The sequence below is a fragment of the Cupriavidus sp. FW306-1B-F12B genome (assembly GCF_058781795.1).
In genome coordinates this window covers 164,597-190,972 of the sequence record NZ_JBYSXC010000002.1, presented here as the reverse complement: position 1 = coordinate 190,972, position 26,376 = coordinate 164,597, and the positions used below count along the sequence as shown (strand labels likewise).

At 66.2% G+C, this 26,376-nt stretch carries 25 protein-coding genes; 8 read left to right on the top strand and 17 right to left on the bottom strand.

Translation table 11 applies throughout. The features are described from left to right. Positions 1 to 8 precede the first annotated feature (8 nt). From AC3WLE_RS04180 to purB, 3 genes are all read right to left on the bottom strand, one after another. Complete coding sequence (locus AC3WLE_RS04180; RefSeq protein ID WP_010815070.1) at positions 9 to 578, bottom strand: YceI family protein; 570 nt, start codon at positions 576 to 578, stop codon at positions 9 to 11. A gap of 68 nt (positions 579 to 646) precedes the next feature. Beyond that, positions 647 to 1,201: a cytochrome b gene (locus AC3WLE_RS04175; RefSeq protein ID WP_035817219.1), complete on the bottom strand. Its 555-nt coding sequence runs from the start codon at positions 1,199 to 1,201 to the stop codon at positions 647 to 649. Positions 1,202 to 1,485: 284 nt separating this feature from the next. Then, entirely contained in the window at positions 1,486 to 2,862 is a 1,377-nt protein-coding gene (gene purB, locus AC3WLE_RS04170) for an adenylosuccinate lyase (protein WP_492320271.1), read from the bottom strand. A 375-nt stretch (positions 2,863 to 3,237) separates the two neighbouring features. Between purB and AC3WLE_RS04165 the strand changes: the two genes are divergently transcribed. Continuing rightward, positions 3,238 to 3,852, top strand: coding sequence for a glutathione S-transferase C-terminal domain-containing protein (locus AC3WLE_RS04165; RefSeq protein WP_010815073.1), 615 nt, complete (start codon positions 3,238 to 3,240; stop codon positions 3,850 to 3,852). 63 nt (positions 3,853 to 3,915) lie between these two features. On the opposite strand, the gene mnmA is transcribed toward AC3WLE_RS04165, so the two are convergent. Then, entirely contained in the window at positions 3,916 to 5,001 is a 1,086-nt protein-coding gene (mnmA, locus tag AC3WLE_RS04160) for a tRNA 2-thiouridine(34) synthase MnmA (RefSeq protein ID WP_492351205.1), read from the bottom strand. Further along, positions 4,998 to 5,501 (bottom strand): NUDIX hydrolase, encoded by a 504-nt coding sequence (locus tag AC3WLE_RS04155; RefSeq protein ID WP_037023515.1) that lies wholly within the window; start codon positions 5,499 to 5,501, stop codon positions 4,998 to 5,000. The genes mnmA and AC3WLE_RS04155 overlap by 4 nt, the downstream gene beginning before the upstream one ends. Positions 5,502 to 5,788: 287 nt before the next feature. Between AC3WLE_RS04155 and AC3WLE_RS04150 the strand changes: the two genes are divergently transcribed. The 5 genes from AC3WLE_RS04150 to AC3WLE_RS04130 all read left to right on the top strand — a co-directional run bounded on the left by AC3WLE_RS04150 (position 5,789) and on the right by AC3WLE_RS04130 (position 10,589). Next, positions 5,789 to 6,910: a Re/Si-specific NAD(P)(+) transhydrogenase subunit alpha gene (locus AC3WLE_RS04150; protein ID WP_492356079.1), complete on the top strand. Its 1,122-nt coding sequence runs from the start codon at positions 5,789 to 5,791 to the stop codon at positions 6,908 to 6,910. Between the two features lie 57 nt (positions 6,911 to 6,967). Beyond that, positions 6,968 to 7,330 carry an aspartate 1-decarboxylase gene (gene panD / locus AC3WLE_RS04145; RefSeq protein ID WP_010815077.1) on the top strand — a complete coding sequence of 121 codons (363 nt, stop codon included), beginning with the start codon at positions 6,968 to 6,970 and terminating at the stop codon, positions 7,328 to 7,330. Positions 7,331 to 7,504: 174 nt separating this feature from the next. Then, positions 7,505 to 7,846, top strand: a complete 342-nt coding sequence (locus AC3WLE_RS04140; RefSeq protein ID WP_492320274.1) for an NAD(P) transhydrogenase subunit alpha part 2 — start codon at positions 7,505 to 7,507, stop codon at positions 7,844 to 7,846. Next, on the top strand, positions 7,846 to 9,318 hold the full coding sequence (locus tag AC3WLE_RS04135; RefSeq protein WP_010813223.1) for an NAD(P)(+) transhydrogenase (Re/Si-specific) subunit beta: 1,473 nt from the start codon (positions 7,846 to 7,848) through the stop codon (positions 9,316 to 9,318). The genes AC3WLE_RS04140 and AC3WLE_RS04135 overlap by 1 nt, the downstream gene beginning before the upstream one ends. A gap of 224 nt (positions 9,319 to 9,542) precedes the next feature. Next, positions 9,543 to 10,589: a response regulator gene (locus tag AC3WLE_RS04130; RefSeq protein ID WP_010813222.1), complete on the top strand. Its 1,047-nt coding sequence runs from the start codon at positions 9,543 to 9,545 to the stop codon at positions 10,587 to 10,589. 18 nt (positions 10,590 to 10,607) lie between these two features. Here the strand turns inward: AC3WLE_RS04130 and AC3WLE_RS04125 are convergent, their stop codons facing one another. The 9 genes from AC3WLE_RS04125 to AC3WLE_RS04085 form a co-directional block, all read right to left on the bottom strand. Next, positions 10,608 to 11,861 carry a THUMP domain-containing class I SAM-dependent RNA methyltransferase gene (locus AC3WLE_RS04125; protein WP_492320275.1) on the bottom strand — a complete coding sequence of 418 codons (1,254 nt, stop codon included), beginning with the start codon at positions 11,859 to 11,861 and terminating at the stop codon, positions 10,608 to 10,610. Between the two features lie 64 nt (positions 11,862 to 11,925). Next, positions 11,926 to 12,531 carry a 2-hydroxychromene-2-carboxylate isomerase gene (locus tag AC3WLE_RS04120; protein ID WP_492356080.1) on the bottom strand — a complete coding sequence of 202 codons (606 nt, stop codon included), beginning with the start codon at positions 12,529 to 12,531 and terminating at the stop codon, positions 11,926 to 11,928. A 45-nt stretch (positions 12,532 to 12,576) separates the two neighbouring features. Further along, positions 12,577 to 12,999 carry a CopD family protein gene (locus AC3WLE_RS04115; RefSeq protein WP_010813219.1) on the bottom strand — a complete coding sequence of 141 codons (423 nt, stop codon included), beginning with the start codon at positions 12,997 to 12,999 and terminating at the stop codon, positions 12,577 to 12,579. Between the two features lie 50 nt (positions 13,000 to 13,049). Next, positions 13,050 to 14,330 carry a glutamate-5-semialdehyde dehydrogenase gene (locus tag AC3WLE_RS04110; RefSeq protein WP_492356081.1) on the bottom strand — a complete coding sequence of 427 codons (1,281 nt, stop codon included), beginning with the start codon at positions 14,328 to 14,330 and terminating at the stop codon, positions 13,050 to 13,052. 88 nt (positions 14,331 to 14,418) lie between these two features. Further along, the gene (gene holA / locus AC3WLE_RS04105; RefSeq protein WP_010813217.1) at positions 14,419 to 15,477 is read right to left on the bottom strand and encodes a DNA polymerase III subunit delta; all 1,059 of its coding nucleotides are present in this window, start codon (positions 15,475 to 15,477) and stop codon (positions 14,419 to 14,421) included. Positions 15,478 to 15,484: 7 nt separating this feature from the next. Next, positions 15,485 to 16,000: an LPS-assembly lipoprotein LptE gene (locus AC3WLE_RS04100; protein ID WP_340522111.1), complete on the bottom strand. Its 516-nt coding sequence runs from the start codon at positions 15,998 to 16,000 to the stop codon at positions 15,485 to 15,487. A 34-nt stretch (positions 16,001 to 16,034) separates the two neighbouring features. Further along, positions 16,035 to 18,656: a leucine--tRNA ligase gene (gene leuS / locus AC3WLE_RS04095; protein WP_492356082.1), complete on the bottom strand. Its 2,622-nt coding sequence runs from the start codon at positions 18,654 to 18,656 to the stop codon at positions 16,035 to 16,037. A 182-nt stretch (positions 18,657 to 18,838) separates the two neighbouring features. Continuing rightward, positions 18,839 to 19,636, bottom strand: coding sequence for a 4-hydroxy-tetrahydrodipicolinate reductase (dapB, locus tag AC3WLE_RS04090; protein ID WP_010813214.1), 798 nt, complete (start codon positions 19,634 to 19,636; stop codon positions 18,839 to 18,841). Between the two features lie 111 nt (positions 19,637 to 19,747). Continuing rightward, entirely contained in the window at positions 19,748 to 20,389 is a 642-nt protein-coding gene (locus AC3WLE_RS04085; RefSeq protein ID WP_492320280.1) for an outer membrane protein assembly factor BamE, read from the bottom strand. A gap of 245 nt (positions 20,390 to 20,634) precedes the next feature. Between AC3WLE_RS04085 and fur the strand changes: the two genes are divergently transcribed. Beyond that, entirely contained in the window at positions 20,635 to 21,066 is a 432-nt protein-coding gene (gene fur, locus AC3WLE_RS04080) for a ferric iron uptake transcriptional regulator (RefSeq protein WP_010813212.1), read from the top strand. 93 nt (positions 21,067 to 21,159) lie between these two features. On the opposite strand, the gene AC3WLE_RS04075 is transcribed toward fur, so the two are convergent. Then, positions 21,160 to 22,155: a LysR family transcriptional regulator gene (locus AC3WLE_RS04075; RefSeq protein ID WP_037023510.1), complete on the bottom strand. Its 996-nt coding sequence runs from the start codon at positions 22,153 to 22,155 to the stop codon at positions 21,160 to 21,162. 296 nt (positions 22,156 to 22,451) lie between these two features. On the opposite strand from AC3WLE_RS04075, the gene AC3WLE_RS04070 reads away from it, so the two are divergent. Next, on the top strand, positions 22,452 to 23,063 hold the full coding sequence (locus AC3WLE_RS04070) for a flavin reductase family protein (protein WP_492356083.1): 612 nt from the start codon (positions 22,452 to 22,454) through the stop codon (positions 23,061 to 23,063). Positions 23,064 to 23,132: 69 nt separating this feature from the next. Here the strand turns inward: AC3WLE_RS04070 and gap are convergent, their stop codons facing one another. Together gap and tkt are read right to left on the bottom strand one after the other, a co-directional pair. After that, positions 23,133 to 24,131, bottom strand: a complete 999-nt coding sequence (gene gap / locus AC3WLE_RS04065; protein WP_492320283.1) for a type I glyceraldehyde-3-phosphate dehydrogenase — start codon at positions 24,129 to 24,131, stop codon at positions 23,133 to 23,135. Positions 24,132 to 24,215: 84 nt separating this feature from the next. Further along, positions 24,216 to 26,249 carry a transketolase gene (gene tkt, locus AC3WLE_RS04060; RefSeq protein WP_492320284.1) on the bottom strand — a complete coding sequence of 678 codons (2,034 nt, stop codon included), beginning with the start codon at positions 26,247 to 26,249 and terminating at the stop codon, positions 24,216 to 24,218. Positions 26,250 to 26,376 lie beyond the last annotated feature (127 nt).

Below are 26,376 nucleotides of genomic sequence, written 5' to 3'. Positions count from 1 at the left end.
CTTGCTTGTTACTTCTTGGCCAGCACGATACGGAATTTGATCTGCACGTCGTCGGCCACCACGGAAGTGTCCTTCCACTCGCCGTCGCCGATATTGAAGACCGTGCGCTTGATCGGCAGCGCGCCCTCGAACACCTGCACGGCGCCTTCCTGGCGGTAGGTGGCGGGCACCACCACGTCAACGGTCTTGCCCTTGATGGTCAGCTTGCCGGCCACGTCGTACTTGCCCGGCGTGCCGTTCTTGATGCTGGTGGACTGGAACACGGCCTTGGGGTACTTGGCGGCGTCGAACCAGTCCTTGCCCTTCACTTCCTTGGTGGTCTCGGCGTCGCCGATCTCGAAGCTGGACACATCGATCTCGACCTTGGCCGACGAGGTCGCCAGCTTGGCCGGGTCGAAGCTGACCGCGGCATCGAACTTCCTGAACTTGCCCTCCATCGGCACGCCGATCTGGCGCGCGACCGCGGTCACCGAGCTCTTGGCGGCATCAACCTGCGCCCAGGCCAGGTTGGCGGCGATGCCGGAGGCGGCCAGGACGGCGGCGATGACGAGCGAGCCGCGGCGGGAATTGCGTTTCATCTCAAAAAACTCCTGTCAGGGTCGGCGCGACGCGCCGCGGTACGGAAAAAGTTGGCCGGGGCGGCGCCTCAGCGCAGGAACGGCAGCATCCGGCCCAGCGTGCCGTCGCGGTCGACGAACTGGTGCTTGACCGCCGCCGCCGCATGGACAACGACCACCGCCGCCATCAGGTAGTTCAGCCAGATATGGACAAACTTGAGTACTTCTTTCAGTTCGTCGTTCTTCTCCAGCAGCGCCGGCATCTTCCACAGGCCCAGGTAGACCACCGGCACGCCCGCGGCCGAGCTGTACAGGTAGCCGCTGATAGGAACGATCACGATCAGCAGGTACAGCAGGTGATGGGCGCCGGCCGCAGCCTTAGCCTGCCAGGCCGGGGTGCCGGGCGCTACCGGCGGTGCCGCATGGGTTGCACGCCACAGCACGCGCAGCACGGCAACCGCGAAGATCGTCACGCCCAGCCACTTGTGCCAGGAGTAGAGCTTGAGCTTGGTCGGCGTCAGCCCCGGAATGCCGGTCATGTACAAGCCGAGCCCGAACGCGGCGAAGATCGCCAGCGCAATGACCCAGTGCAAGGCGATCGCGGTGGCACCGTAGCCGGTGGGGGCGTTGGCGGTAGAACGCATCGGATTCCTCTCGCCCCGTGCAGGAGCGTTTCACAATTTTGGGGAAGGCACCGGCGGGGGCTGGCCCGCCCGTGCGCTTACGATTCTCGCATTATTGCGGCGGGCTGTGCGCCGGTGAAGGACAGTCCTTCATTAAGTTATTCAAATGCTTTGAAGTGACATTCTGTCGCAAGCGGCACAAAGCCGCAGTGACTTGCCCGCCGCGCTGCGCCAGAAAAGCAAAAAGCCATCCTCGCGGATGGCTTTTGCAGCACGTCGCCCCGGTTCAGGGGCGAAATGTGGCGTCAGATGCGCTCGGCCAGCACCACGGCCTTGCCGATGTAGCTGGCGGGCGTCATGTCCAGCAGCAGCTTCTTGGCGTCGTCGGGGATCGCCAGGCCGTTGATGAAGGTCTGCAGCGCCTCGCGCGAGATGCCCTTGCCGCGGGTCAGCTCCTTGAGCTGCTCGTACGGGTTGGGCACGCCGAAGCGGCGCATCACGGTCTGCACCGGCTCGGCCAGCACCTCCCAGCAGTTGTCCAGGTCTTCGTCCAGGCGCTCGGGGTTGGTTTCCAGCTTGCCCAGGCCGCGCAGGCAGGCCTCATAGGCCAGCAGGCTGTAGCCGAAGGCCACGCCGATATTGCGCAGCACGGTCGAATCGGTCAGGTCGCGCTGCCAGCGCGACAGCGGCAGCTTCTCGGACAAGTGGCGCAGCACGGCGTTGGCCAGGCCCAGGTTGCCTTCGGAGTTCTCGAAGTCGATCGGGTTGACCTTGTGCGGCATGGTCGACGAGCCGATTTCGCCGGCCTTGGTCTTCTGCTTGAAATAGCCCAGCGAGATATAGCCCCAGACGTCGCGGTTCAGGTCGAGCAGGATGGTGTTGGCGCGGGCGATCGCGTCGAACAGCTCGGCCATGTAGTCGTGCGGCTCGATCTGGATGGTGTAGGGGTTGAAGACCAGGCCCAGGCGGGTCTCGATCACCTGCTTCGAGAAGGCTTCCCAGTCGAAGCTCGGGTAGGCCGACAGGTGCGCGTTGTAGTTGCCCACCGCGCCGTTCATCTTGCCCAGCAGTTCGACCTGCTCGATGCGCTGGATCGCGCGCGCCAGGCGCGCGGCCACGTTGGCCATTTCCTTGCCCAGCGTGGTCGGGCTGGCCGGCTGGCCGTGGGTGCGCGACAGCATCGGCTGCGCGGCATTGAGCTTGGCCAGCTCGACCAGGCGGGCGTGCACGCGCTTGAGCGCCGGCACCACCACGCCTTCGCGGGCGCCCTTGAGCATCATGCCGTGCGAGGTGTTATTGATGTCTTCCGAGGTGCAGGCGAAGTGGATGAACTCGCTGGCGGCTTCCAGCTCGGCGTTGCCCTTGACCTGTTCCTTGAGCCAGTACTCGACCGCCTTGACGTCATGGTTGGTGACGGCTTCGATTTCCTTGATGCGGGCGGCGTCGGCCTCGCTGAACTTGTCCACCAGCCCCAGCAGCGCGGCCTCGGAGGCGGCCGAGAACTTGGGCATGTCGGGCAGGCCGGCCTGCGCCAGCGCGATCAGCCAGTGCACCTCGACCTTGACGCGGTTGCGCATGAACGCGGCCTCGGACAGCCATTCGCGCAGCGCATCGGCCTTGGCGGCGTAACGGCCATCGATCGGGGACAGGGCGGTGAGCGGCGAAAGCGAAGAGGAGGTCATGCTGGAAACCGGGAAAAAGGGAGGCAATGGAAGAAGGCGACGAACAAGAAGCGCCGCGGGGGCTGGCGCTGTCAGCGTTGGCGGCGGGAGGACCGGAAAAGCGACCTTATGCGGCCGGATGCGTCCAAAACGCCGCGCCGGCAGGCCCGCCGGCGCTGCGCAACGCGGGATTTTACCACCCCTGCCCCGGCTCCGGGCAGCGGTAAAGCGCCGCCGCGGGGCATCAGTGCGCAAGCCCGCATTCGCCATGCACCACGGGTATACTCGCGCACGCCGTTCCAGTAGCCTGTTATGAAGTGCATCGGGCAAGCCGCGCGCCCCACCGCCGCTGCCACAGAGCGACGATGCACTTCATAACAAGCTCAAGGGGAGAATATGAAGCTGTATGCATCCCGGACCAGTCCCTACGCGCGCAAGGTGCGTGTGGTGATGGCGGAGAAAAAGATCGAGTGCCAGCTCATCGAAGAGGATGTCTGGTCGCCCGAGACCAGGATCGGCCAGTTCAACCCGCTCGGCAAAGTGCCTTGCCTGGTCATGGAAGACGGCGGCGCAATCTTCGATTCGCGCGTGATCGTCGAATATGTCGACACCTTGACGCCGGTCAGCCGTTTGATCCCGCAGGGCGGGCGCGAGCGCCTGGAAGTCCGTTGCTGGGAGGCGCTGGCCGACGGCCTGCTCGACGCAGCGCTGCTGGTGCGCCTGGAGGCAACCCAGCGCGAGCCGCATGAGCGCAGCGAGCGCTGGGTGCAGCGCCAGCGCGGCAAGATCGACGCGGCGCTGGTGGCCATGGCGCACGGCCTGGCCGACCGCCCCTTCTGCACCGGCACGCACTACTCGCTGGCCGACGTGGCGGTGGGCTGCGCGCTGTCCTACCTGGACTTCCGCTTCCCCGAGATCGCCTGGCGCGAGCGCCATCCCAACCTGGCGGCGCTGGAGGAAAAGCTGTCCAAGCGCCAGTCGTTTATCGATACGGAACCGCCGCGCGGCTGACCCACGGCGGCCGACAAGAAAACACCCGCCTCGAGCGGGTGTTTTTTCGTACTGCGGCAGCGCTTACTGGATGATGCCGCCGCCCAGGCAGATGTCGCCGTCATACAGCACCGCCGACTGGCCGGGCGTGACCGCCCATTGCGCCTCGGCAAACCGGAGCGTCAGCGCGTCGCCGGCCACCGCCTGCACCGTGCAGGCCGCATCGCTCTGGCGGTAGCGCGTCTTGGCCGCCATCGCCGCGCCCGCGGCGGGCGGCTCGCCGGCCACCCAGGACAGGTCCGACGCGGTCAGCACCGGCGTCAGCAGCCACGGGTGGTCGTGGCCCTGCACCACGTAAAGCGTATTGTTCGCCATATCCTTGCGCGCCACGTACCAGGCGTCGCCGTTGCCGTCGCGGCTGCCGCCCAGGCCGATGCCCTTGCGCTGGCCCAGCGTGTAGAAGGCCAGGCCGATATGCTCGCCCACGACCTTGCCCTCGGGCGTCTTCATCGGGCCCGGCTTGGTCGGCAGGTAGCGGTTCAGGAAATCACGGAACGGGCGCTCGCCGATAAAGCAGATGCCGGTGGAGTCCTTCTTCTTCGCGTTCGGCAGACCGATCTCGGCGGCGATCTCGCGCACGCGCGTCTTGGGGATCTCGCCCAGCGGGAACAGCGTGCGCGACAGCTGCGCCTGGTTCAGCCGGTGCAGGAAGTAGCTCTGGTCCTTGGTATGGTCGAGCGCCTTGAGCAGCTCGAACCGGCCGGCCGCGTTCTGCCGCACACGCGCATAGTGGCCGGTGGCGATGGTTTCCGCGCCCAGCGACATGGCATGGTCGAGGAAGGCCTTGAACTTGATCTCGGCATTGCACAACACGTCGGGGTTGGGCGTGCGCCCGGCGGAGTATTCGCGCAGGAAGTCGGCAAAGACCCGGTCCTTGTACTCGGCGGCAAAGTTGACCGCCTCCACGTCGACGCCGATCAGGTCGGCCACCGAGACCACGTCCAGCCAGTCCTGGCGCGTTGAGCAGTACTCGCTGTCGTCATCGTCCTCCCAGTTCTTCATGAACAGGCCGATGACCTCGTAGCCCTGCTGCTTGAGCAGCCACGCGGTGACCGACGAATCGACCCCGCCCGACATGCCCACCACGACACGTTTTCCGGCACCACTCACGGCTGCGCTCCCAGCGGGACGGCCGCGGCCAGCGCCGACGGGTGCGTGTACAAGGCGTCCAGCGCAAAGCGCTTGCCGGCCAGGTAGTCGTTGACACAGGCCATCACCAGCGGCGTACGGTGACGCTCCGTGCAGGCGCGCAGTTCTTCCGCGCTCATCCAGACCGTGCGCACGATGCCGGTGTCGAGCTGGCGGCCCGCATCGAGCGAGCCCAGGTCGCCGGTAAAAGCGAAGCGCACATAGGTCACATCGGTGCCGGTGCGCGACGACAGCGAACGGCCCATGTAGCAACCCAGCAGCGCGCGCGGCTCAAAGGTGTGCGCGGTCTCTTCCAGGGTTTCGCGGATCACGGCGCGGATCAGGCTCTCGCCCGGGTCCAGGTGCCCGGCGGGCTGGTTCAGGCGCAGCCCGTCGGCGGTTTCCTCTTCGACCAGCAGGAAGCGTCCGCCGCGCTCGATCACGGCGGCAACGGTCACGCTGGCATTCCAGTCACTTGACATGATGCTCAATTTTTAGGCAATCCCGCATTCTACCGGTTGCGGGCCCATCGTGCAGCGCTGCCGGCCCACCACGGCCCCCGGCCGGTGAGCTCGGCTGGTGCTGGAATGGCGGCTGCAACGCCCTCTTTGGCGGTCGCCGCAAAAGCCGACCGGCCGGTCACCATTGAACGTCAGATTCCTGTAAGCTGCGAAAAAATTGTTGCGCTGCGGCTTAAGCCTGCGGCGCGCACGGGCCAGACGTCGGTCCGCCCAACCACACAAGACGCCAGCTAAAGGAGAAATTGACGATGTACATCGGCATCCCGCAGGAGACGCGGGCCGGCGAGACTCGCGTCGCCGCCACCCCGGAGACAGTCAAGAAGTACGTCGCCCAGGGCCACAAGGTGGTCGTGCAGGCCGGCGCCGGCGTAAGCGCCAGCCAGCCCGACGGCGCGTATGAGGCGGTCGGCGCCACCATCGGCACCGCCGCCGAAGCTCTGAGCGCCCAGCTGGTGCTCAAGGTGCGCGCACCGGACGCCGCCGAACTGGCGCAGATGAAGCCGGGCGCCGTGCTGATCGGCATGCTCAATCCCTTCGACGCCGAGAACAACGCGCGCATGTCCGCCGCGAACATCACCGCCTTTGCCCTGGAAGCCGCGCCGCGCACCACGCGCGCGCAGAGCATGGACGTGCTGTCGTCGCAGGCCAACATCGCCGGCTACAAGGCCGTGCTGGTGGCCGCGCACCACTACCAGCGCTTCATGCCGATGCTGATGACCGCCGCCGGCACCGTCAAGGCCGCGCGCGTGCTGATTTTGGGCGCGGGCGTCGCCGGCCTGCAGGCCATCGCCACGGCCAAGCGGCTGGGCGCGGTGATCGAGGCCTCCGATGTGCGCCCCGCGGTCAAGGAGCAGATCGAATCGCTCGGCGCCAAGTTCCTCGACGTGCCCTTCCTCACCGATGAAGAGCGCGAGATCGCCCAGGGCGTGGGCGGCTATGCCCGCCCGATGCCGCCGGACTGGATGAAGCGCCAGGCCGAGCTGGTGCACCAGCGCGCGGTCCAGGCCGACATCGTCATCACCACCGCACTGATCCCGGGCCGCAAGGCGCCGGTGCTGCTGCAGGAAACCACCGTGGCGCAGATGAAACCCGGCTCGGTGGTGGTGGACCTGGCTGCGGCACAGGGCGGCAACTGCCCGCTGACAGTGGCTGACGAAGTGGTCAACCACAACGGCGTCATCATCATCGGCCACACCAACCTGGCCAGCATGGTCGCGGCCGACGCCTCGGCGCTCTATGCCCGCAACGTGCTGGACTTCCTCAAGCTGGTCGTCGACAAGGACGGCCAGTTCACGCTGAACCTTGAAGACGACATCGTCGCGGCCTGCCTGATGTGCAGGGACGGCAAGGTCGTGCGAGAGGCGGCGTAATTTCCACGGGCGCCTTGCGCCCACTGCTTTTGCATCAAATATAAGGACGTATCACCCATGCAACGCATCATGCTCCGCGCCAAGCTCCACCGCGTCACCGTGACGCAGGCGGACCTCAACTACGAGGGTTCGTGCGGCATCGACCAGGACCTGCTGGACGCTGCCGACATGAAGGAGTTCGAGAAGATCGAGCTGTACAACGTGAACAACGGCGAGCGCTTCTCCACCTACATCATCAAGGGCGAGCGCGGCAGCGGCGAGATCTCGCTGAACGGCGCCGCGGCCCGCCGCGCGCACCTGGGCGACCAGCTGATCATCTGCACCTACGCGCCGATGAGCGACGAGGAAATCGCCGCCTACAAGCCCAAGGTCATCCTGGTGAACGAGAAGAACGGCATCAAGGAAATCAAGAAGTTCTGAGGGTTTGCTCCCCACCCCTCTGCCGCAGGCGGGAGAGGGGTCGCGCAGCTGGTCGCCTAGAGCCATGACCCGCACAGAGGTCTGTCGGCCTGCCTGCGCGGCAGCATCCCGGTCGTTCGCAATACAGCAAAAGACAAGCGGCATCCCGGATTCAAAGCAACGGAGGAGAAGTCGATGGAGATGGTGAACCACACGGTGATCAACCTGATCATCTTCGTGCTGGCAATCTACGTGGGTTACCACGTGGTCTGGACGGTAACGCCAGCCCTGCATACGCCCCTGATGGCGGTGACCAATGCGATCTCGGCGATCATCATCGTCGGCGCCATGCTCGCCGCGGGCCTGACCGAAGGCGGGGTCGGGCGCGTGATGGGCACGCTGGCGGTGGCGTTGGCCGCGGTCAATGTGTTCGGCGGCTTCCTGGTCACCCAGCGCATGCTGGAGATGTTCAAGAAGAAGGAACCGAAGGCCAAGGCGTCTGAGGCCAAGCCGGCGCTGGCCAGGGAGGGTGCGTGATGACTGGTCTTGTCAGCATGAACCTCGTCACCCTGCTCTACCTGGTGGCCTCGGTCTGCTTTATCCAGGCGCTCAAGGGCCTGTCGCACCCGGCCTCGGCGCGCAAGGGCAATGCCTTCGGCATGATCGGCATGGCCATTGCCGTGGTGACCACGCTGGTCCTGATCATCAAGCTGAAGAATGAATTCCTCGCGGCGGGCACGGCCCAGTCGTCGGTGGGCACGGGCCTGGCGCTGATCTTCGCCGCGCTCGTGGTCGGCGGCGGCATCGGCGCCTACGTGGCGAAGAAAGTGCAGATGACCAAGATGCCCGAGCTGGTCGCGGCGATGCACTCGCTGATCGGCCTGGCCGCGGTCTTCATTGCGGTGGCGGCGGTGGCCGAGCCGGCGGCATTCGGCATCAGCCCGGCAGGCTCGCACCTGATCCCGCTGGGCAACCGCATCGAGCTCTTCATCGGCTGCTTCGTCGGCGCGATTACGTTCTCGGGCTCGGTGATCGCCTTCGGCAAGCTGGCCGGGCGCTACAAGTTCCGCCTGTTCCAGGGCGCGCCGGTGGTGTTTGCCGGCCAGCACTGGCTGAACCTGCTGCTGGCGGTGGCAATGGTGGGCTTCGGCGTCATCTTCTTCCTGTCGCAGGACTGGCTGCCGTTCCTGATCATGCTGGCGATCGCCTTCGTGCTGGGCGTGCTGATCATCATCCCGATCGGCGGCGCCGACATGCCGGTGGTGGTGTCGATGCTGAACTCGTACTCGGGCTGGGCAGCGGCGGGCATCGGCTTCTCGCTGAACAACCCGATGCTGATCATCGCGGGCTCGCTGGTGGGCTCCTCCGGTGCGATCCTGTCGTACATCATGTGCAAGGCGATGAACCGGTCGTTCTTCAACGTGCTGCTGGGCGGTTTCGGCGGCGCGACCGCGGCGGCGGCAACGGGCGACCAGCAGCAGCGCCCGGTCAAGTCGGGTTCCGCCGACGATGCCGCGTTCCTGATGGGCAACGCCGAGACCGTGATCATCGTGCCGGGCTATGGCCTGGCCGTGGCGCGCGCCCAACACGCGCTCAAGGAACTGACCGAGAAGCTGGCCGAGAAGGGCGTGACCGTGAAGTACGCGATCCACCCGGTGGCGGGCCGCATGCCGGGCCATATGAACGTGCTGCTGGCCGAGGCCGAAGTGCCGTACGACCAGGTCTTCGAGATGGAAGACATCAACAGCGAGTTCGGCCAGGCCGACGTGGTGCTGGTGCTGGGCGCCAACGACGTGGTCAACCCGGCGGCCAAGAACGACCCCCAGTCGCCGATTGCCGGCATGCCGATCCTGGAGGCTTACAAGGCCAAGACCATCATCGTCAACAAGCGCTCCATGGCGGCCGGCTACGCCGGGCTGGACAACGAGCTGTTCTACATGGACAAGACCATGATGGTGTTCGGCGACGCCAAGAAGGTGGTCGAGGACATGTTCAAGGCGGTCGACTAAGGCCGTCAGCGCGCCGCGCGCAGGCCCGGGCCATCCCGGGTCCTGCCGCGGGCGCTTCCCCAGCCCGGCGCCCGCCGGGCTCCTCCCGCCGCCGGCCCTGGCTGCAAGGCGTGCCTTGCAAGGCAGCCGTGGCGCGCTATACTGGCCTGCGAATGCGCACACTGGCTTGCCGCTTGCGCCACGCCCGTGCCGAACCACTGCGCCGAACCCCTGCCCGCCGCTCCATGACTTTCAACCCGCACGACAGGAACCTGTCGGTCTTCCATCACCCGGTCCTGACCGTCCTGGTCGATGACAGCAAGTCGTTCATCGACAGCCTGGCGTTCCAGATGGATGCCTCGCGCGCGGTGATCACCTTCACCGACCCGCGTGAAGCGCTGCAATGGATCCGCGAGGCCTATGCCACCCGCTTCCCGGGCTTCCTGCCGGTGCGCGTGACGCACGACGACCTGACCTTCCTGACCGAGCGGCGCACCGTGCAGCTCGACATCGACCGCATCTACCGCCAGATCCACGACTTCAAGCGCTTCCTGCAGCCGGGCGTGGTGGTGGTCGACTATTCGATGCCGCAGATGGACGGGCTGGAATTCTGCCAGGCGCTGCAGGACCTGCCCTGCAAGACCATCCTGCTGACCGGCACCGCCGACGAGAGCATCGCCGTGCAGGGCTTCAACCACGGGCTGATCGACCGCTACGTGAAGAAGCATGAAAGCAATATGGTCGAGCGGCTGGACCAGGAAATCGAGGCCATGCAGCAGGCGTACTTCGCCACGCTGTCGCGCACGCTGCGCGAGCTGCTGACGCGGCATTCGTTCTCGTTCCTGTCCGATCCGGCCATCACCGAGCGCGTGCGCCAGCTGATCGCGCGCTATGGTTTTGTCGAGTACTACCTGTACCCCAACCCGGCCGGCATCCTGCTGCTGACCGCGCAGGGCCACGCCACGCTGATGGTGATCGAGACCCGCGCCGGGCTGATGAGCCAGGTGGAATCGGCCGAGGCCTACGACGCCCCGGCGGCACTGATCGAAGGCCTGCGCGAAGGCCGGCTGGTGCCGTTCTTCTGGCCCGGCAACGGCATGTACACGCCGGCGTGCGTGGATTGGGAACAATACTGCCTGCCGGCCGAGCGCTGCGAAGGCAATGAAGAATTCATCTACGCGCTGTTCGACCTGCCGCGCCACCTGCTGCAGGAGCCGGTGGTCAGCCTGCAGGGCTTCCTGGCGGACTTCAGCCGCAATCCTGACGCACTGACGGGGCGCAAGCGCCCCTGACCCGGCGGCCCGGCGCCGTCAGTCAGCCTGCGGCGCCCGGTTGGCGCCGCGCACCATGTCGAAGCGGAACAGCCGGCACTCGATATTGCCGTTGTAGAGCGGCGTGCGGCGCGACTCCTTGAGCCGCAGCCGGCGCGGGAAGCCCATGTCGCCGGTAAACACCCACGCCTGCCAGCCCGCGAAATGCTGCTTGAGCGTGGCGGCGAAGGCACTGGCGAACTGGTTGGCGGCGGCCTCCTCCACCTCGTCGCGCGGCATCTCTTCCTCTGGCAGGCGGCGCTGGCCGCGCACCGCGATGCGCTCGCCGTACGGGGGATTCATCAACAGCAAACCCGGCTCATCAAAAGGCGGCTGCACGAAGCGCGCATCCACCTGCTTGGTGCGCGCCTCGCCCGGCAGGCCGGCACGCTCCCAGTTGGCGCGCGTGATGGCCAGCATGTCGGTGGAGATGTCCGAACCCACCACCTGCAGCTCATCGGCCGAGGCCAGCATGCGGGCGCGCTGCGCGTCCGACTTCAGCTTCTGCCAGGCCTTGGTGTCCATGCCCTTGAGCCATTCGAAGGCAAAGCTGCGGCTGCCGCCCGGCGCGATGCCCAGCGCTACCTGCGCGGCCTCGATCAGGAAGGTGCCGCTGCCGCACATCGGGTCGTAGAAGGGCCGGAAGGTCTGGCCCGGCACCCAGCCCGCCAGGCGCAGAATGCCGGCGGCCAGGTTTTCCTTCAGCGGCGCCTCGCCCTTCTCGGTGCGCCAGCCGCGCTTGAACAGGGGCTCGCCGGTGGTGTCGAGGTACAGCGTGCAGTCACGCTCGGTCAGGTGGGCATAGATACGCACATCCGGGCTGGCGGTATCGACGCTCGGGCGCGCACCCACGCGCTCGCGCAGGGCATCGCAGACCCCGTCCTTGACGCGCAGCGCGGTGAAATTCAGGCTGCGCAGCGGCGACTTGTGCGAGGTGATGTCCACGCGCAGCGATTCATCGGGCGAAAACCACTGCTCCCAGCGCACGCCGCGTGCCAGCGTATAGATGTCGTCCTCATGCCGGTAGCCGCGCGCGGCCACGCGCATCAGCACCCGGCTGGCAATGCGCGAATGCAGGTTGACCGCATAGGCGGCGGCCATCTCGCCCGAGAAATTGACGCCGCCCGGCACCTCCTGGTGCACCGTGAACGGCGCCAGCGCGGCCATGCCCGGCATCGCGGCGATCTCGCGCAGTTCTTCGGCGAGCGCGCTCTCCAGGCCGCGCGGGCAAGGGGCAAAGAAGGCTTGGGTCATGTGTTGGGTTTCCTGCAAACAAAAACGTCCGCCGTAGCGGACGGGGATCTATCCGAAGCTTAGCTCAAGCCGCCGCCAGGGCGCGCTCGAGGAAATCCAGCCGGTCCTGGCCCCAGAAGGGCTGGCCGTCATGGACGTACCACGGCGCGCCGAACACGCCGGCCGAAATCGCGTCCTGGGTGTTCTGCGCATAGGCGGCCTGCACCGACTGCGCCTCGCTGGCCTTGAGCAGGCTGGCGCCGTCCAGGCCGGCCTCGTCGGCGATCTGCGCCAGCGTGGCGGCATCGGCGATATTGCGCTGCTGCGCCCACACTGCCGCGCCGATGGCGCCGGTCAGCTGCATCGCGCGGGCGGTGCCGTGCGCCAGCTGCGCCGCGATGATCAGCTTGCTGGCCGCGTCGCCCGATACCGGGAAGAACGTCGGCTGCGAATGCAGCGGCAGGCCCAGGAATTCGCTCCAGCGCGCCAGCTCCACCAGGCGGTAGGCCTGGCGCTGGGGCGGGCGCTGCGACAGCGGCAGCCCGCCGGAGACGGAAAACACCTTGCCCAGGTCGCACGGCTTCAGGTTCACCTGCGCGCCATGGCGCTCGGCGATGGCGGCAAAACGCGCATGGCCCAGGTAGACGTACGGCGACTGCGGCGTCAGATAATAGTCAACCAGCTTGCTCATTTCGGTTCCGCAACAGGATTGGCAACAACAGACCGGGCGCCAGGCTCAGAACGGCTTGACGACCACCAGGATCACCACCGCCAGCAGCACCAGCACCGGCAGCTCATTGAACCAGCGATAAAACTTGTGCGAGCGCGTATTGCGCCCCGCCTCGAACTTGCGCAGCAGCACGCCGCAGCCGTGGTGGTAGCCGATCAGCACCAGCACCAGCGCCAGCTTGGCGTGCATCCAGCCCTGCCCCGCGCCGCGGCCGATGCCGTAGCCCAGGTACAGCCACAGCCCGAACACCACCGCCGGCACCGCCAGCATGGTCATGAAGCGGAACAGCTTGCGCGCCATCAGCAACAGGCGCTGCGTGCTGGCGGCGTCGGTTTCCAGCGCCAGATTGACGAAGATGCGCGGCAGGTAGAACAGGCCGGCGAACCACGAGACCACGAAGACGATATGCAGCGCTTTGACCCAGAGCATCGGCAGAGAGACGTTCGAGAACGATTGTTATTGTTGTTGGCGCGCGAGCGTCAGGTGCGGATCTCGCCGTGCCCGAAGACCACGTACTTCAGCGAGGTCAGCCCTTCCAGCCCGACCGGGCCGCGTGCATGCAGTTTGTCGTTGGAGATGCCGATCTCCGCGCCCAGGCCATACTCGAAGCCATCGGCAAAGCGGGTCGAGGCATTGATCATCACGCTGGCCGAATCGACCTCGCGGATAAAGCGCATGCCCGCCGAGTAGTTCTCGGTGATGATCGAATCGGTATGGTGCGAACCGTATTCGTTGATATGGGCGACGGCCTCGTCGAGTCCGGCCACGGTCTTGATGGCGAGGATCGGCGCCAGGTATTCCAGGCGCCAGTCCTCCTCGGCGGCATCGACCAGGCCGGCGAAGCCGGCGGCTTCCAGCGTGGCGCGGGTGGCCGGGCACACGCGCAGCTCGACGCCCTTCTCCTGGTAGATGCGGCACAGCGGCGGCAGCGCGGCGGCGGCGATGTCCTGCGACACCAGCAGCGTCTCCATGGTGTTGCACGGCGCATAGCGCTGCGTCTTGGCGTTGTCGCAGACGCGCACGGCCTTGTCCAGGTCGGCATCGGCGTCGATATAGACGTGGCAGATGCCGTCCAGGTGCTTGATCATCGGCACGCGCGCTTCTTCCATCAGCCGCGCGATCAGGCTCTTGCCGCCGCGCGGCACGATCACGTCGACGTATTCGGTCATGGTGATGAGACGGCCCACGGCGGCGCGATCGGTAGTCTCGATCACCTGCACGGCCTCGGACGGCAGGCCGGCTTCGGCCAGGCCTTCGGCCACCAGCGCGGCCAGCGCAGTGTTCGATTCGATCGCCTCGGAACCGCCGCGCAGGATGGTGGCGTTGCCCGACTTCAGGCACAGCGCCGCGGCGTCGATGGTCACGTTGGGGCGCGACTCGTAGATGATGCCGATCACGCCCAGCGGCACCCGCATCTGGCCGACCTGGATGCCGGTCGGGCGGAACTTCATGTTCGAGATCTCGCCGATCGGGTCGGCCAGCGCGGCGATCTGCTCCAGGCCCGCGGCCATGGTGGCGATGGCCTTGTCCGACAGCGTCAGGCGGTCGATGAAGGCGGCGTCCTGGCCGTTGGCGCGGGCGCGTTCAAGGTCACGCGCGTTGACCGCCTTGAGCTTGTCCGCATCGCGGCGGATGGCCGCGGCAATGGTCAGCAGCGCACGGTTCTTGTCGGCCGTGGAGGCACGCGCCATGGCGCGCGACGCGGCGCGGGCCTGGCGGCCGACGCGGTCCATGTATTGGTTGAGGTCGAGCTCGTTCATGTCAGTGGCCCTGGGGTGGTGGCCGTCAGTGTGTTTTCCGTCCCCCCGCCGCACGCGGCGGGGGAAGCAAACCTGTGGAGTTGCGCGTTCAGCGCGCGATCATCAGGGCAAGCTGCTGCAGCCCGTCCCATGGTTCCGCCGGCAGCGGGCTGCCGCCCGGTGGCGGCAGGTCCGACAGGCCCTTGACCTGGCGGTCCAGCCGCGCCGCCAGCGCCAGCGCCGCTTCCAGCCTTGGCTGCGCCAGGCGCTGCGCGGCCTGCGGCACCAGCCGCTCGCGCGGGCCCCAGACGCGCAGCTCGCGCATCAGCACACCCGCCGGCTTGCCGGCCGCCAGCCCTTGCCGGACCTTGGATAATACGCGAATTTCCTCGGTCAGCGCCCACAGCACCAGCACGGTGGCCTCGCCCTCGCCGCGCAGCCCTTCGAGCATGCGCACCAGCCGCGGCACGTCGCCAGAGAGCATCGATTCAGACAGCTTGAACACGTCATAGCGGGCCACATTCAGCACCGCATCGTGCACCTGGTCGAAGGTGAGTTCGCCGGGCGGGTACAGCAGCCCCAGCTTCTGGATTTCCTGGTGCGCCGCCAGCAGGTTGCCCTCGACCTTGTCGGCGATGAACTGCAGCGCACGCCGGCCCGGCTCGCCGCCTTCGACGCGCTGCTGCTGCAGCGACAGCCGCTCGCCGACCCAGGCCGGCAGCCGGGTGCGGTCCACGGTGTCGACCTTGATCGACACGCCGGCGCCTTCCAGCGCCTGGAACCAGGCCGACTTGGACGCGGCAAAATCCAGCCGCGGCAGCGTCACCAGCAGCACCACGTCGGGCGACGGCTGGGCGGCCACGGCGCGCAGCGCCTCGCCGCCGTCCTTGCCGGGCTTGCCCGACGGGATGCGGAGTTCAACGATCTTGCGGTCGCCAAAGAGCGACATCGACTGCTGCGCCTCGACCAGCTGGCCCCAGTGGAAGCCGCGCTCGGCCACCAGCACGTCGCGCTCGGAGAAGCCGGCTTCGCGCGCCGCGGCGCGCAGGCGGTCGACGGCTTCCAGCACCAGCAGGTGTTCGTCGCCATGCACCACGTACAGCGGTGCCAGGCCCTTGGCCTTGGCCTGCCTCAGGTGCGCGTCGAGCCCGTCGAGCTTGAGCTGCATGCCGTGATCAGATGGCCTTGACGGCGGCCAGCCGGCGCATCAGCTGCTGCACGATATCGCGCTGCATGTCGCGGTACAGCTGCTGCTCTTCGTAGTCCTTGGCCAGCGTGTTGGCTTCGTTGTAGGTCAGGTCGCGCGTCAGCACCAGCTGCGACGGCGCGATCAGTTCCTTGCCGGCGGGGTCGCGCAGGCGGAAGGTGAAGCGCTGCGTCAGGCGGTATTCACGCACCACGCCCTCGGTCGTGATCGACAGGATCGACTTGGTGCGGGTGTCCTGCAGCACGTCCAGCAGGGCGTCGGCCTCTTTCTGGTCGGCCACGACCTGGGTGTCGGAGCCGCCGCGGATGGCGCGGCGCAGGTCCGCGCCCATCAGCGAATTGGCCGGAATCCCGATATAGAGCCGCTTGAAGGCGAAATCCGCGTTGCCGCGCATGTGGAAGCCGCAACCGGCCAGCAGGCCCGTTGCCGGCACTGCCAGCATTGCCGCGAGCACCTTGCGGCGCCCCATGTTCAGTCGCTTCATTCTTGGCGATTCCTTGTCAGGTTCCGGGGCCAGCTTACAACACCACGTTGACCAGGCGGCCGGGGACCACCACGATCTTCTTCGGCGCCTTGCCCTCGGCAAACTTGGCCACGGTCTCGCTTGCGGCGGCGGTTGCCTCGATCGCGGCGCGGTCGGCTTCGGCGGGCACGGTGATGCTGCCGCGCACCTTGCCGTTGATCTGCAGCACCAGTTCGATCTCGCTGCGCACCAGTGCGGCTTCATCGACCTGCGGCCACGGCGCGTCGAGCAGGTCGCCGGCTTCGGCGGCGTAGCCCAGCTGGTCCCACAGGCCGTGGGTGACGTGCGGCACCACCGGGTACAGCACGCGCAGCAGGATGCCGAAGCACTCGCGGCGCGCGGCCGGCGAAGCGGTCTTGGCGTCGTCCAGCGCGTTCAGCATCTTCATCGTGGCGGACACCACGGTGTTGTACTGAATGCGCTGGTAGTCGTAGTTGGCCTGCTTGAGCACGCCGTGGATCTCGCGGCGCAGGTCGGCGTCATCGGCAGTCGGCTTGCCGCCGGCGCCGTCGCGGATGGCCGCGGCATTGGCATAGCCGTAGTTCCACACGCGGCGCAGGAAGCGCGAGGCGCCCTCGACGCCCGAGCCGCTCCATTCCAGCTGCTGCTCCGGCGGCGCGGCGAACATCACGAACAGGCGCGCGGTGTCGGCGCCGTACTGGTCGATCAGCGCCTGCGGATCGATGCCGTTGTTCTTGGACTTCGACATCTTCTCGACGCCGCCGATCACCACCGGCTGGCCGTCGGCGATCAGCGTGGCGCCCACCGGGCGGCCGCGCTCGTCGGTGCGCAGGTCGACCTCGGCCGGGTTGTACCAGTGCTTCTTGCCCGACGCGTCTTCACGGTAGTAGGTCTCGTTGAGCACCATGCCCTGCGTCAGCAGGTTGGTGAAGGGCTCGTCGAACTTGACCAGGCCCAGGTCGCGCATGACCTTGGTCCAGAAGCGTGCGTACAGCAGGTGCAGGATCGCGTGCTCGATGCCGCCGATGTACTGGTCCATCGGCATCCAGTAATCGTTGCGCGCATCGACCATGGTGGCCGCATCCGGGCAGGTATAGCGCATGTAGTACCAGCACGAGTCGATGAAGGTATCCATCGTGTCGGTCTCGCGGCGCGCCGGCTTGCCGCACGACGGGCAGGTGCACTGCAGGAAGCGCGCATCCTTGGCCAGCGGGTTGCCGGTGCCGTCCGGAACCAGGTCTTCGGGCAGCACCACCGGCAGGTCTTTCTCAGGGACCGGCACCACGCCGCAGCTGTCGCAGTGGATCAGCGGGATCGGCGTACCCCAGTAGCGCTGGCGCGAGATGCCCCAGTCGCGCAGGCGCCAGGTCACCTTCTTCTCACCCAGGCCCTTGGCGCCCAGGTCGGCGGCAATGGCTTCGACCGCGGCCGGGTAGCCGAGGCCGTCGTACTTGCCGCTGTGGATGCAGGTGCCGTTTTCCTTGTCGCCGTACCATTCCTGCCAGGCTTCGGTCGAGTACGGCTGGCCCTTCACGTCGATGACTTGCTTGATCGGCAGCTTGTACTTGAGCGCGAAGGCGAAGTCGCGCTCGTCGTGCGCGGGCACGCCCATCACGGCGCCGTCGCCGTAGCTCATCAGCACGTAGTTGCCGACCCACACGTCGACCTTCTCGCCGGTCAGCGGGTGCACCACTTGCAGGCCGGTCGGCATGCCCTTCTTCTCCATGGTCGCCATGTCGGCTTCCATGACCGAGCCGTGCTTGCATTCGTCGATGAAGGCAGCCAGTTCGGGGTTGTTCAGCGCGGCGTGGGTGGCCAGCGGGTGCTCGGCGGCGACCGCGCAGAAGGTCACGCCCATGATGGTGTCGGCGCGCGTGGTGAACACGTACAGCTTGCCGTCATTGATCGGCTTGCCGTCCTCGCCCGGGATGTCGTGCGGGAACGCAAAGCGCACGCCCACGCTCTTGCCGATCCAGTTCTGCTGCATCACCTTGACGCGCTCGGGCCAGCCCAGCTGGTCCAGGTCGCCCAGCAGTTCTTCCGCATACTCGGTGATGCGCAGGTAGTACATCGGGATCTCGCGCTTTTCCACCACCGCGCCGGAGCGCCAGCCGCGGCCGTCGATGACCTGCTCGTTGGCCAGCACGGTCTGGTCGACCGGGTCCCAGTTGACGGTGCCGGTCTTGCGGTAGGCGATGCCCTTTTCCAGCATCTTCAGGAACAGCCACTGGTTCCAGCGGTAGTAGTCCGGGCTGCAGGTGGCGACTTCGCGCGACCAGTCGATCGCCAGGCCCATCGACTGCATCTGCTTCTTCATGTAAGCGATGTTGTCGTAGGTCCAGGCCGCCGGCGCCACGCCGTTGTTCAGCGCGGCGTTCTCGGCCGGCATGCCGAAGGCGTCCCAGCCCATCGGCATCAGCACGTTGTTGCCGTTCATGCGCAGGTAGCGCGCCATCACGTCGTTGATGGTGTAGTTGCGCACGTGGCCCATGTGCAGCTTGCCCGACGGATACGGCAGCATCGAGCAGGCGTAGAACTTGGGCTTTTCCCTGCCGTCGGCCCCGGCCGCATGCTCCGACACGCGATAGGCGTCGATGGCTTGCCAGTGCTGCTGGGCGGCTTGTTCAACGGCGGAAGGAAGGTATTTGTCTTGCATGGTCGGGACAGCAGTCAGGACAACGTTTGCGCGGCAACTGGCCTGCCGGCATCCGGGGGAATCGTTGGAATGAGAGCAGCGGGCGCGCCGCTTGCGCGGCGCCCGCCGGGCGTGCAATGCGAAAGAAGACGATTATAACCGTGGCGGCAGGCCAGTTTCGGCCCTGCGCGCCCCGCGGCGCCTTACTTCAGGCCCAGCACGTCCTGCATGTCGAACAGGCCGTTGGGCTTGTCGGCGAGGAAACGGGCGGCGCGCACGGCACCGTCGGCATACGACTGGCGGCTGGACGACTTGTGGCTGATCTCGATGCGCTCGCCGATGCCGGCGAACATCACGGTGTGGTCGCCGACGATATCGCCGCCGCGCACGGTGGCAAAACCGATCGAGTTGGGATCGCGCTCGCCGGTGTGGCCTTCGCGGGCATAGACGGCACAGGTCTTGAGGTCGCGGCCAAGCGCATCGGCAATCACTTCACCCATCTTCAGCGCGGTGCCCGACGGGGCGTCGACCTTGAAGCGGTGGTGCGCCTCGATCACTTCGATGTCATAGCCGGTCGACAGCAGCCTGGCGGCCACTTCCAGCAGCTTGAAGGTGGCGTTGACGCCGACGCTGAAGTTGGCGGCGAAGACGATGCCGATCGACCTGGCGGCCTCGGCCAGCGCGGCCTTGCCGGCCTCGTCGAAGCCGGTGGTGCCGATCACCATTTTCACGCCCAGCTTCTTCGCCGCGGCCACGTGGGCCAGCGTGCCTTCGGGGCGGGTGAAGTCGATCAGGCAGTCCGCGCCGGCCAGCACCGCTTCCACATCGGAACTGATCGCCACGCCGGTCTGCCGGCCCAGCAGCAGGCCCGCATCCTGTCCTAGCGCCGGCGAGCCCGGCACGTCGAGCGCGCCCGCCAGGCTCACGCCCTCGGTGTTCAGCACTTGTTCGATCAGCATGCGGCCCATGCGGCCCGATGCGCCTGCAATGGCGATGTTCATGGTGTCTGGCTCAGCGGAATATGCGCAATGCGCGGAAAGTGATCGAGCCGGCCATGCCTGACCGGCCCGGAAAACTGGTGGCGCGCCGCCGCCGGCGCGCCGTGCGGCCGATCAGTTGGCGGCCGGTTTGGGGGCTTCGGCCGGCGCGGGGGCCTGGGCCGGCGCCGCTGCCTCGGCGGGAGCGGCCGGCGATGCCGCAGCGGCGGGTGCCGCTTCCGGCTGCTGCGCCTGCCGCGGCACAAAGTTCTCTACCGTGGTCTGCGCTTCGGCCGGGGCGGCCGCGGCGGCTGCCGCGCCGGTGGAGATCTTGCCCGGCGTCTGGTCCTTCAGCGCCTTTTTCATGCCGTCGATCTCGGCAATCAGCTCATACTCGGACGGCAGTTCATCGCCGCCGAACTTGACCAGCCGGTCGCCTTCGAAAAACACCGTATAGCGGCGCTGCTGCACCACGGGGGTGTTGCCGCGGCGGAACGAGAACACATAGTCCCAGCGGTCGGCGTGGAACACGTCATTCAGCAGCGGCGTGCCGAGCAGGAACTTGACCTGGTCGCGCGTCATGCCTTCGCGCAGTTGCGATACGGCCTCGCGCGAGACGAAATTGCCCTGCACGATGTTGATCCGGTACGGCGTGATGGCGTTGGCTACCTTGCGCGAGGTGGAATCGTAGGCTGAGCAGGCGCCGGCCAGCAGGGCCGCGGCCAGCAGGGAGACAACCAGCGTCGGGCGCATGGCGGACGAACGGATAGAACGCATGTATCTCGCTTCCGGGAGGGAAAGAAAAGTACCGCGGCAAGGTACTGCAAAGCGGGCACAAAAACGGCGCAATATGCGCCGATTGCACCACACACGCCTGTTGCGCCTGCCGCGACAACCACATGGGACGGCAACCGTGCCGGGCGCGTGACGTCGACCTGGGACATCACTACCGCGAGCGACTTTTGCTGCCAAAACCCTTATGATTCAACTATCCAGTCATTGTACTCTAGGGAGTCACCCACATGCCGAGTCCGGCGGACCTCAAGAACATCGGCCTGAAGGCGACCGTGCCCAGGCTGAAGATTCTTGAAATTTTTCAGACCAGTGAACAGCGGCACCTGAGCGCGGAAGACGTCTACCGTATCCTGCTGAACGAGCATATGGATATCGGCCTGGCCACCGTCTACCGCGTGCTGACCCAGTTCGAGCAGGCAGGCCTGCTCTCGCGCAACAACTTTGAATCCGGCAAGGCGATTTTCGAACTCAACGAAGGCAAGCACCATGACCACCTGGTGTGCCTCGACTGCGGCCGCGTCGAGGAGTTCTTCGACTCTGAAATCGAGCACCGCCAGCAAAGCATTGCGCGCGAGCGCGGCTTTACGCTGCAGGAACATGCACTGTCGCTGTACGGCAACTGCACCAAAACAGACTGTCCCCACAGACCCAAACGATAAGCCTGCACGCTCCAGCGCGGAGCGCAGACGGGCAACAAAAAACCGGCGCCAGGCGCCGGTTTTTTGTTTGGACTGCTCGCCGCAGGATGCTGCTCAGGGCGCCTGCAGGTCTTGCAGGTCCTGTTCGGTGACCACCCGTGCCGGGCGTGCCGGCGGCAGTCCGACAAACTCGCCCACTACCTGGCGGAACAGGTTGCGCGCCCACACCAGCATCGGATGGGTGTTGCGGCTGCGGTGCCAGAACATGTTCAGGCCGAGCGTGGTGTTCAGTTCCGACGGCAGCGGGAAGGCCTTCAGGCCATAGGTCTCGCAGGCCATGTCCTTGGTCAGCGCATTGACGGTGAAGATCATGTCGGTCTGCGAGGCCAGTTCGGCCTGGGCACGCCATGAATGTACCGTCAGCGTCGCATTGCGCTTGAGCCCGCGCTGCTGCAGCGCGTAGTCGAGCGGAATCAGCGACGGCGCCGGGCGGCCGGAGCCGCCGGAATGCGCCATGAAAATATGGCCGCAATCCAGGTATTGCTCCAGCGAGCAGTGGTTCTTGAGCACCGGATGGCTCTTGCGCGCGCAAACCCACAGGTTCAGAGACGTCACCATTTCCTCGACGATTTCCGGGTGGCGGGTCGGGAACGGCGAAAAGGCCAGGTCAAGTTCGTTGGCGCGCATCGAGGCGACGTCCGTTTCCCATGAATGGGATTCGACCAGCTTGATATGCAGGTCCGGCGCCAGCTGCTTGATACGCAGCACAAAACGGTTGAATACCGTGTCGCCCAGCTCGGCGGCAAAGCCGATGCTCAGCGTGCCGGTGGCAATGGCCGGATCAAAATTGTCGGCATCGCCCTCGTTGATCGACGACCACAAGTCCAGCATGTCGCGGATCTTCGGCCCCAGTTCCAGCGCACGCGGCGTTGGCGTCAGGCCATGCGGGACGCGGATGAAGAGCGGATCGTCAAAGATTTCACGCAGCCTGCCCAGCGAGTGCGATACGGCCGGTGCGGTCATATGCATCTTTTCCGCTACATAAGTGGCGTTTCGCTTGCTCAGTAGTTCGGTGAAGATCACTAAAAGCTTCGTGTCTACGTTCACCATGATCAGGCCTCGGTCGGATTATTCTTAGCTAGATGGCCCCACCACTTGCACTGGCTGCACATCAGATTTCAACGGCGTCTTAATAGTGTAAGAGGAAAAAACAAGCTCGGAAAGCAAATTCGGCATTTCTGAAATGGCCGTCTACGCCATATTTCTGAAAAATTGCGCTCTTTTTCCACTATTGACCGCATATGTGAACATTTCCCGCGCCGCAACATGCACTCGTGCATCGGGGTATAGTGGGTCCGCGGTTCCCATTTTTATCATTCTTTTCTGACGGCTCGATCCCGGCCATCATGCCTGAACATTTCCGCCTGCCCGTACCACTCCCGAAAGCCTACCGCTTGCTGAACCACGGCCCCACCGTGCTGGTCAGCGCCGCCGCGGGCGGCAAGCGCAATATCATGGCCGCCGCCTGGGCCATGCCGCTCGACTTCGCTCCGCCCAAGGTGGCAGTGGTGCTGGACAAGAGCACCTGGACCCGGCGCCTGCTGGAAGACAGCGACGAGTTCGTGCTGCAGGTCCCTACCGTCAGCCAGGTCGACCTGACCGAGGCGCTGGGCTCGAGCTCGGGCCTGGCGCTGATGGAGCAGGAAGGCACCGACAAGTTCGACGCCTACGGCCTCGGCACCTTTGCCGGCACGGCGGTGGGCGCGCCGCTGCTGGAGGGCTGCGCGGCCTGGCTGGAATGCCGGCTGCTGCCGGAGCCGGCCACGCAGCAGACCTACGACCTGTTCCTTGGCGAAGTCGTGGCCGCGCAGGCGGACTCGCGCGTGTTCAGCAACGGGCGCTGGCATTTCAACGGCCATGATGCGCTGCGCACCATCCACCACGTGGCTGGCGGCCATTTCCTGGTGGACGGCGACGCAATCGACGCGCGCCCGCTGGCGCCCCGCCCGGCTGGCTGAATATCACAGCGCCGGAAAATGAAAAACGCGCCCGAAGGCGCGTTTTTCATTACCGCGGAAGCTGCCGGATTACTTGGCCGCGACGCGGACCATTTCCAGCACCTTGTTCGAGTAGCCCCACTCGTTGTCGTACCAGCTCACGACCTTGATGAAGGTGCCGTCCAGCGCGATGCCGGCTTCGGCGTCGAAGATCGAGGTGCGGGCGTCGCCGCGGAAGTCGGTGGCGACGACCTTGTCTTCGGTGTAGCCCAGCACGCCCTTGAGCGCACCCTGGCTCTGGGCCTTCATCTCGGCGCAGATTTCTTCGTACGTCGCCGGCTTTTCCAGCTCGACGGTCAGGTCGACCACGGACACGTCCGAGGTCGGCACGCGGAACGACATGCCGGTCAGCTTCTTGTTCAGCTGCGGAATCACCACGCCCACGGCCTTGGCGGCGCCGGTCGACGACGGGATGATGTTTTCCAGGATGCCGCGGCCGCCGCGCCAGTCCTTGTTGGACGGCCCGTCAACGGTCTTCTGGGTGGCGGTGGCAGCGTGCACGGTGGTCATCAGGCCGCGCTTGATGCCCCACTTGTCGTTCAGCACCTTGGCCACCGGTGCCAGGCAGTTGGTGGTGCAGCTGGCGTTGGAGATGATCGCCTCGCCCTTGTACGATTCGTGGTTCACGCCGTACACGAACATCGGGGTGTCGTCCTTGGACGGAGCCGACATGATCACCTTCTTCGCGCCCGCGTCGAGGTGCTTCTGCGCGCCTTCCTTGGTCAGGAAGATGCCGGTCGACTCGACCACCACGTCGGCGCCGATCTCGCCCCACTTCAGCTCGGCCGGATCCTTGACCGCGGTCAGGCGGATCTTCTTGCCGTTGACGACCAGGGTGTTGCCGTCGACCGACACTTCGCCGTCGAAGCGGCCATGCACCGAGTCGTACTTCAGCATGTACGCCAGGTAGTCGGGCTCCAGCAGGTCGTTGATGCCAACGACTTCGATGTCCTTGAAGTTGGCGACTGCGGCGCGGAACACCATGCGTCCGATGCGGCCGAAGCCGTTGATGCCGATCTTGATGGTCATGACTGTCTCTCCTGAGGATCGATTGAAACCGGTGGGCGCCGCACCGGCCGCGCGGCGCACCACGCGGCTCCAGCGCCCGGATGCTTAGATAAGGGTGTCCTTTACCGTTCGGACAACGTTGTCGACGGTAAAGCCGAAGTGCTTGAACAGCACGCCGGCCGGGGCCGATTCACCGAAGGTGTCGATGCCCACCACCGCCTGGACCTGGTACTTCCACCAGAAGTCCGTCACACCCGCCTCGACCGCCACGCGCGGCACGCCGGCCGGCAGCACGCTGGCCTTGTAGGCGGTGTCCTGCTTGTCGAACACGGTGGTCGCAGGGATCGAGACCACGCGCACGTGCACGCCTTCGGCGGCCAGTGCATCGGCGGCGCCGACGGCCAGGCCGACTTCCGAGCCGGTAGCCAGGATCACGGCGTCCGGACGGTTGGTCTTCGGGTTGACGCTGTCGCGCAGCACGTAGCCGCCGCGCGCGATATTGGCACGGGTGACGTCGTCGCGGCGCTGGAACGGCAGGTTCTGGCGGCTGAAGATCAGGCAGCTCGGGCCGTTCTCGCGGCGGATCGACTCGGCCCAGGCCACGGCGGTCTCGGTGGTGTCGGCGGTGCGCCAGACATCCATGTTCGGGATCAGGCGCAGGCTGGCGACGTGCTCGATCGACTGGTGGGTCGGGCCGTCTTCGCCCAGGCCGATCGAGTCATGGGTGAACACGAACAGCGAGCGGATCTTCATCAGCGCCGCCATGCGCAGCGCATTGCGGCTGTAGTCCGAGAAGGTCAGGAAGGTGGCGCCGTAGGGGATGTAGCCGCCATGCAGCGTGATGCCGTTCATGACGGCGCTCATGCCGAACTCGCGCACGCCGTAGTTGATATGGTTGCCCCAGGCATCCACGCGCACGGCCTGGCTGCCCGACCAGTTGGTCAGGTTCGAGCCGGTCAGGTCGGCCGAGCCGCCGAGGAACTCGGGCAGCACCGGGCCGAAGGCCTCGATGGTGTTCTGGCTGGCCTTGCGGGTGGCGATGGTCTCTGCCTTTTCCTCGCACTTGGCGATAAAGGCTTCAACGGCGGCGTCGAAGGAACCCGGCAGCTCGCCCTTCATGCGGCGGCGGAACTCGCCGGCCTCATACGGGTGGCGCTCGGCGTACGAATCGAATAGCGCGTTCCAGGCACGCTCCAGCGCCTGGCCGTTGGCCTTGGCGTCCCAGGCGTCGTAGACCTCGGCCGGCACTTCGAACGGGGCGTGGGCCCAGCCCAGCGCCTCGCGCGTGGCCAGCACTTCGGCGCCGCCCAGCGGGGCGCCGTGCACGTCGTGGCCGCCTTCCTTGTTCGGGGCGCCCTTGCCGATCTTGGTGCGGCAGCAGATCAGGGTCGGCTTGTCGCTGGCCTTGGCCTGCGAGATCGCCATGTCGACGGCGGTCACGTCATGGCCGTCGATGCCGCGGATCACGTTCCAGCCGTAGGCTTCGAAACGCTTCGGGGTATCGTCGTTGAACCAGTGCACCACGTCGCCGTCAATCGAGATGCCGTTGTCGTCCCACAGTGCGATCAGCTTGTTCAGCTTCAGCGTGCCGGCCAGCGAGCAGGCCTCGTGGCTGATGCCTTCCATCAGGCAGCCATCGCCCAGGAACACATAGGTGTGGTGATTGACGATGTCGTAGCCGGGGCGGTTGAATTCTTCACCCAGCAGGCGTTCGGCCAGCGCCATGCCGACTGCATTGGTGATGCCCTGGCCGAGCGGGCCGGTGGTGGTTTCCACGCCCGGGGTGATGCCGTATTCCGGGTGGCCGGCGGTCTTGCTGTGCAGCTGGCGGAAATTCTTCAGTTCTTCCACCGGCAGCTCATAGCCGGTCAGGTGCAAGAGCGAATAGATCAGCATCGAGCCGTGGCCGTTGGACAGCACAAAGCGGTCGCGGTCGGCCCACTGGGGGTTGCTCGGGTTGTGCTTCAGGTGCCGGCCCCACAGCGCCACGGCGATGTCTGCCATGCCCATCGGTGCACCGGGGTGGCCGGAATTGGCCTGCTGGACGGCGTCCATGGCAAGCACGCGGATGGCGTCGGCCATCAGCTTGGCGGGCTGGGAAGCAAAAGGGCTTGTGGCGGGATGGGCAAGGGCGGACATGCGGGCGGTCTTGGACGTGAGCGGGCGTGAGCCTGACGGTGACGGCAGGAAAACCGCAATTTTAGCAGAAGCTAGGGGGTTTTCCGGACTCCCGGACAGCCCCCGCGGCGCAGTCCGCGCGATCACC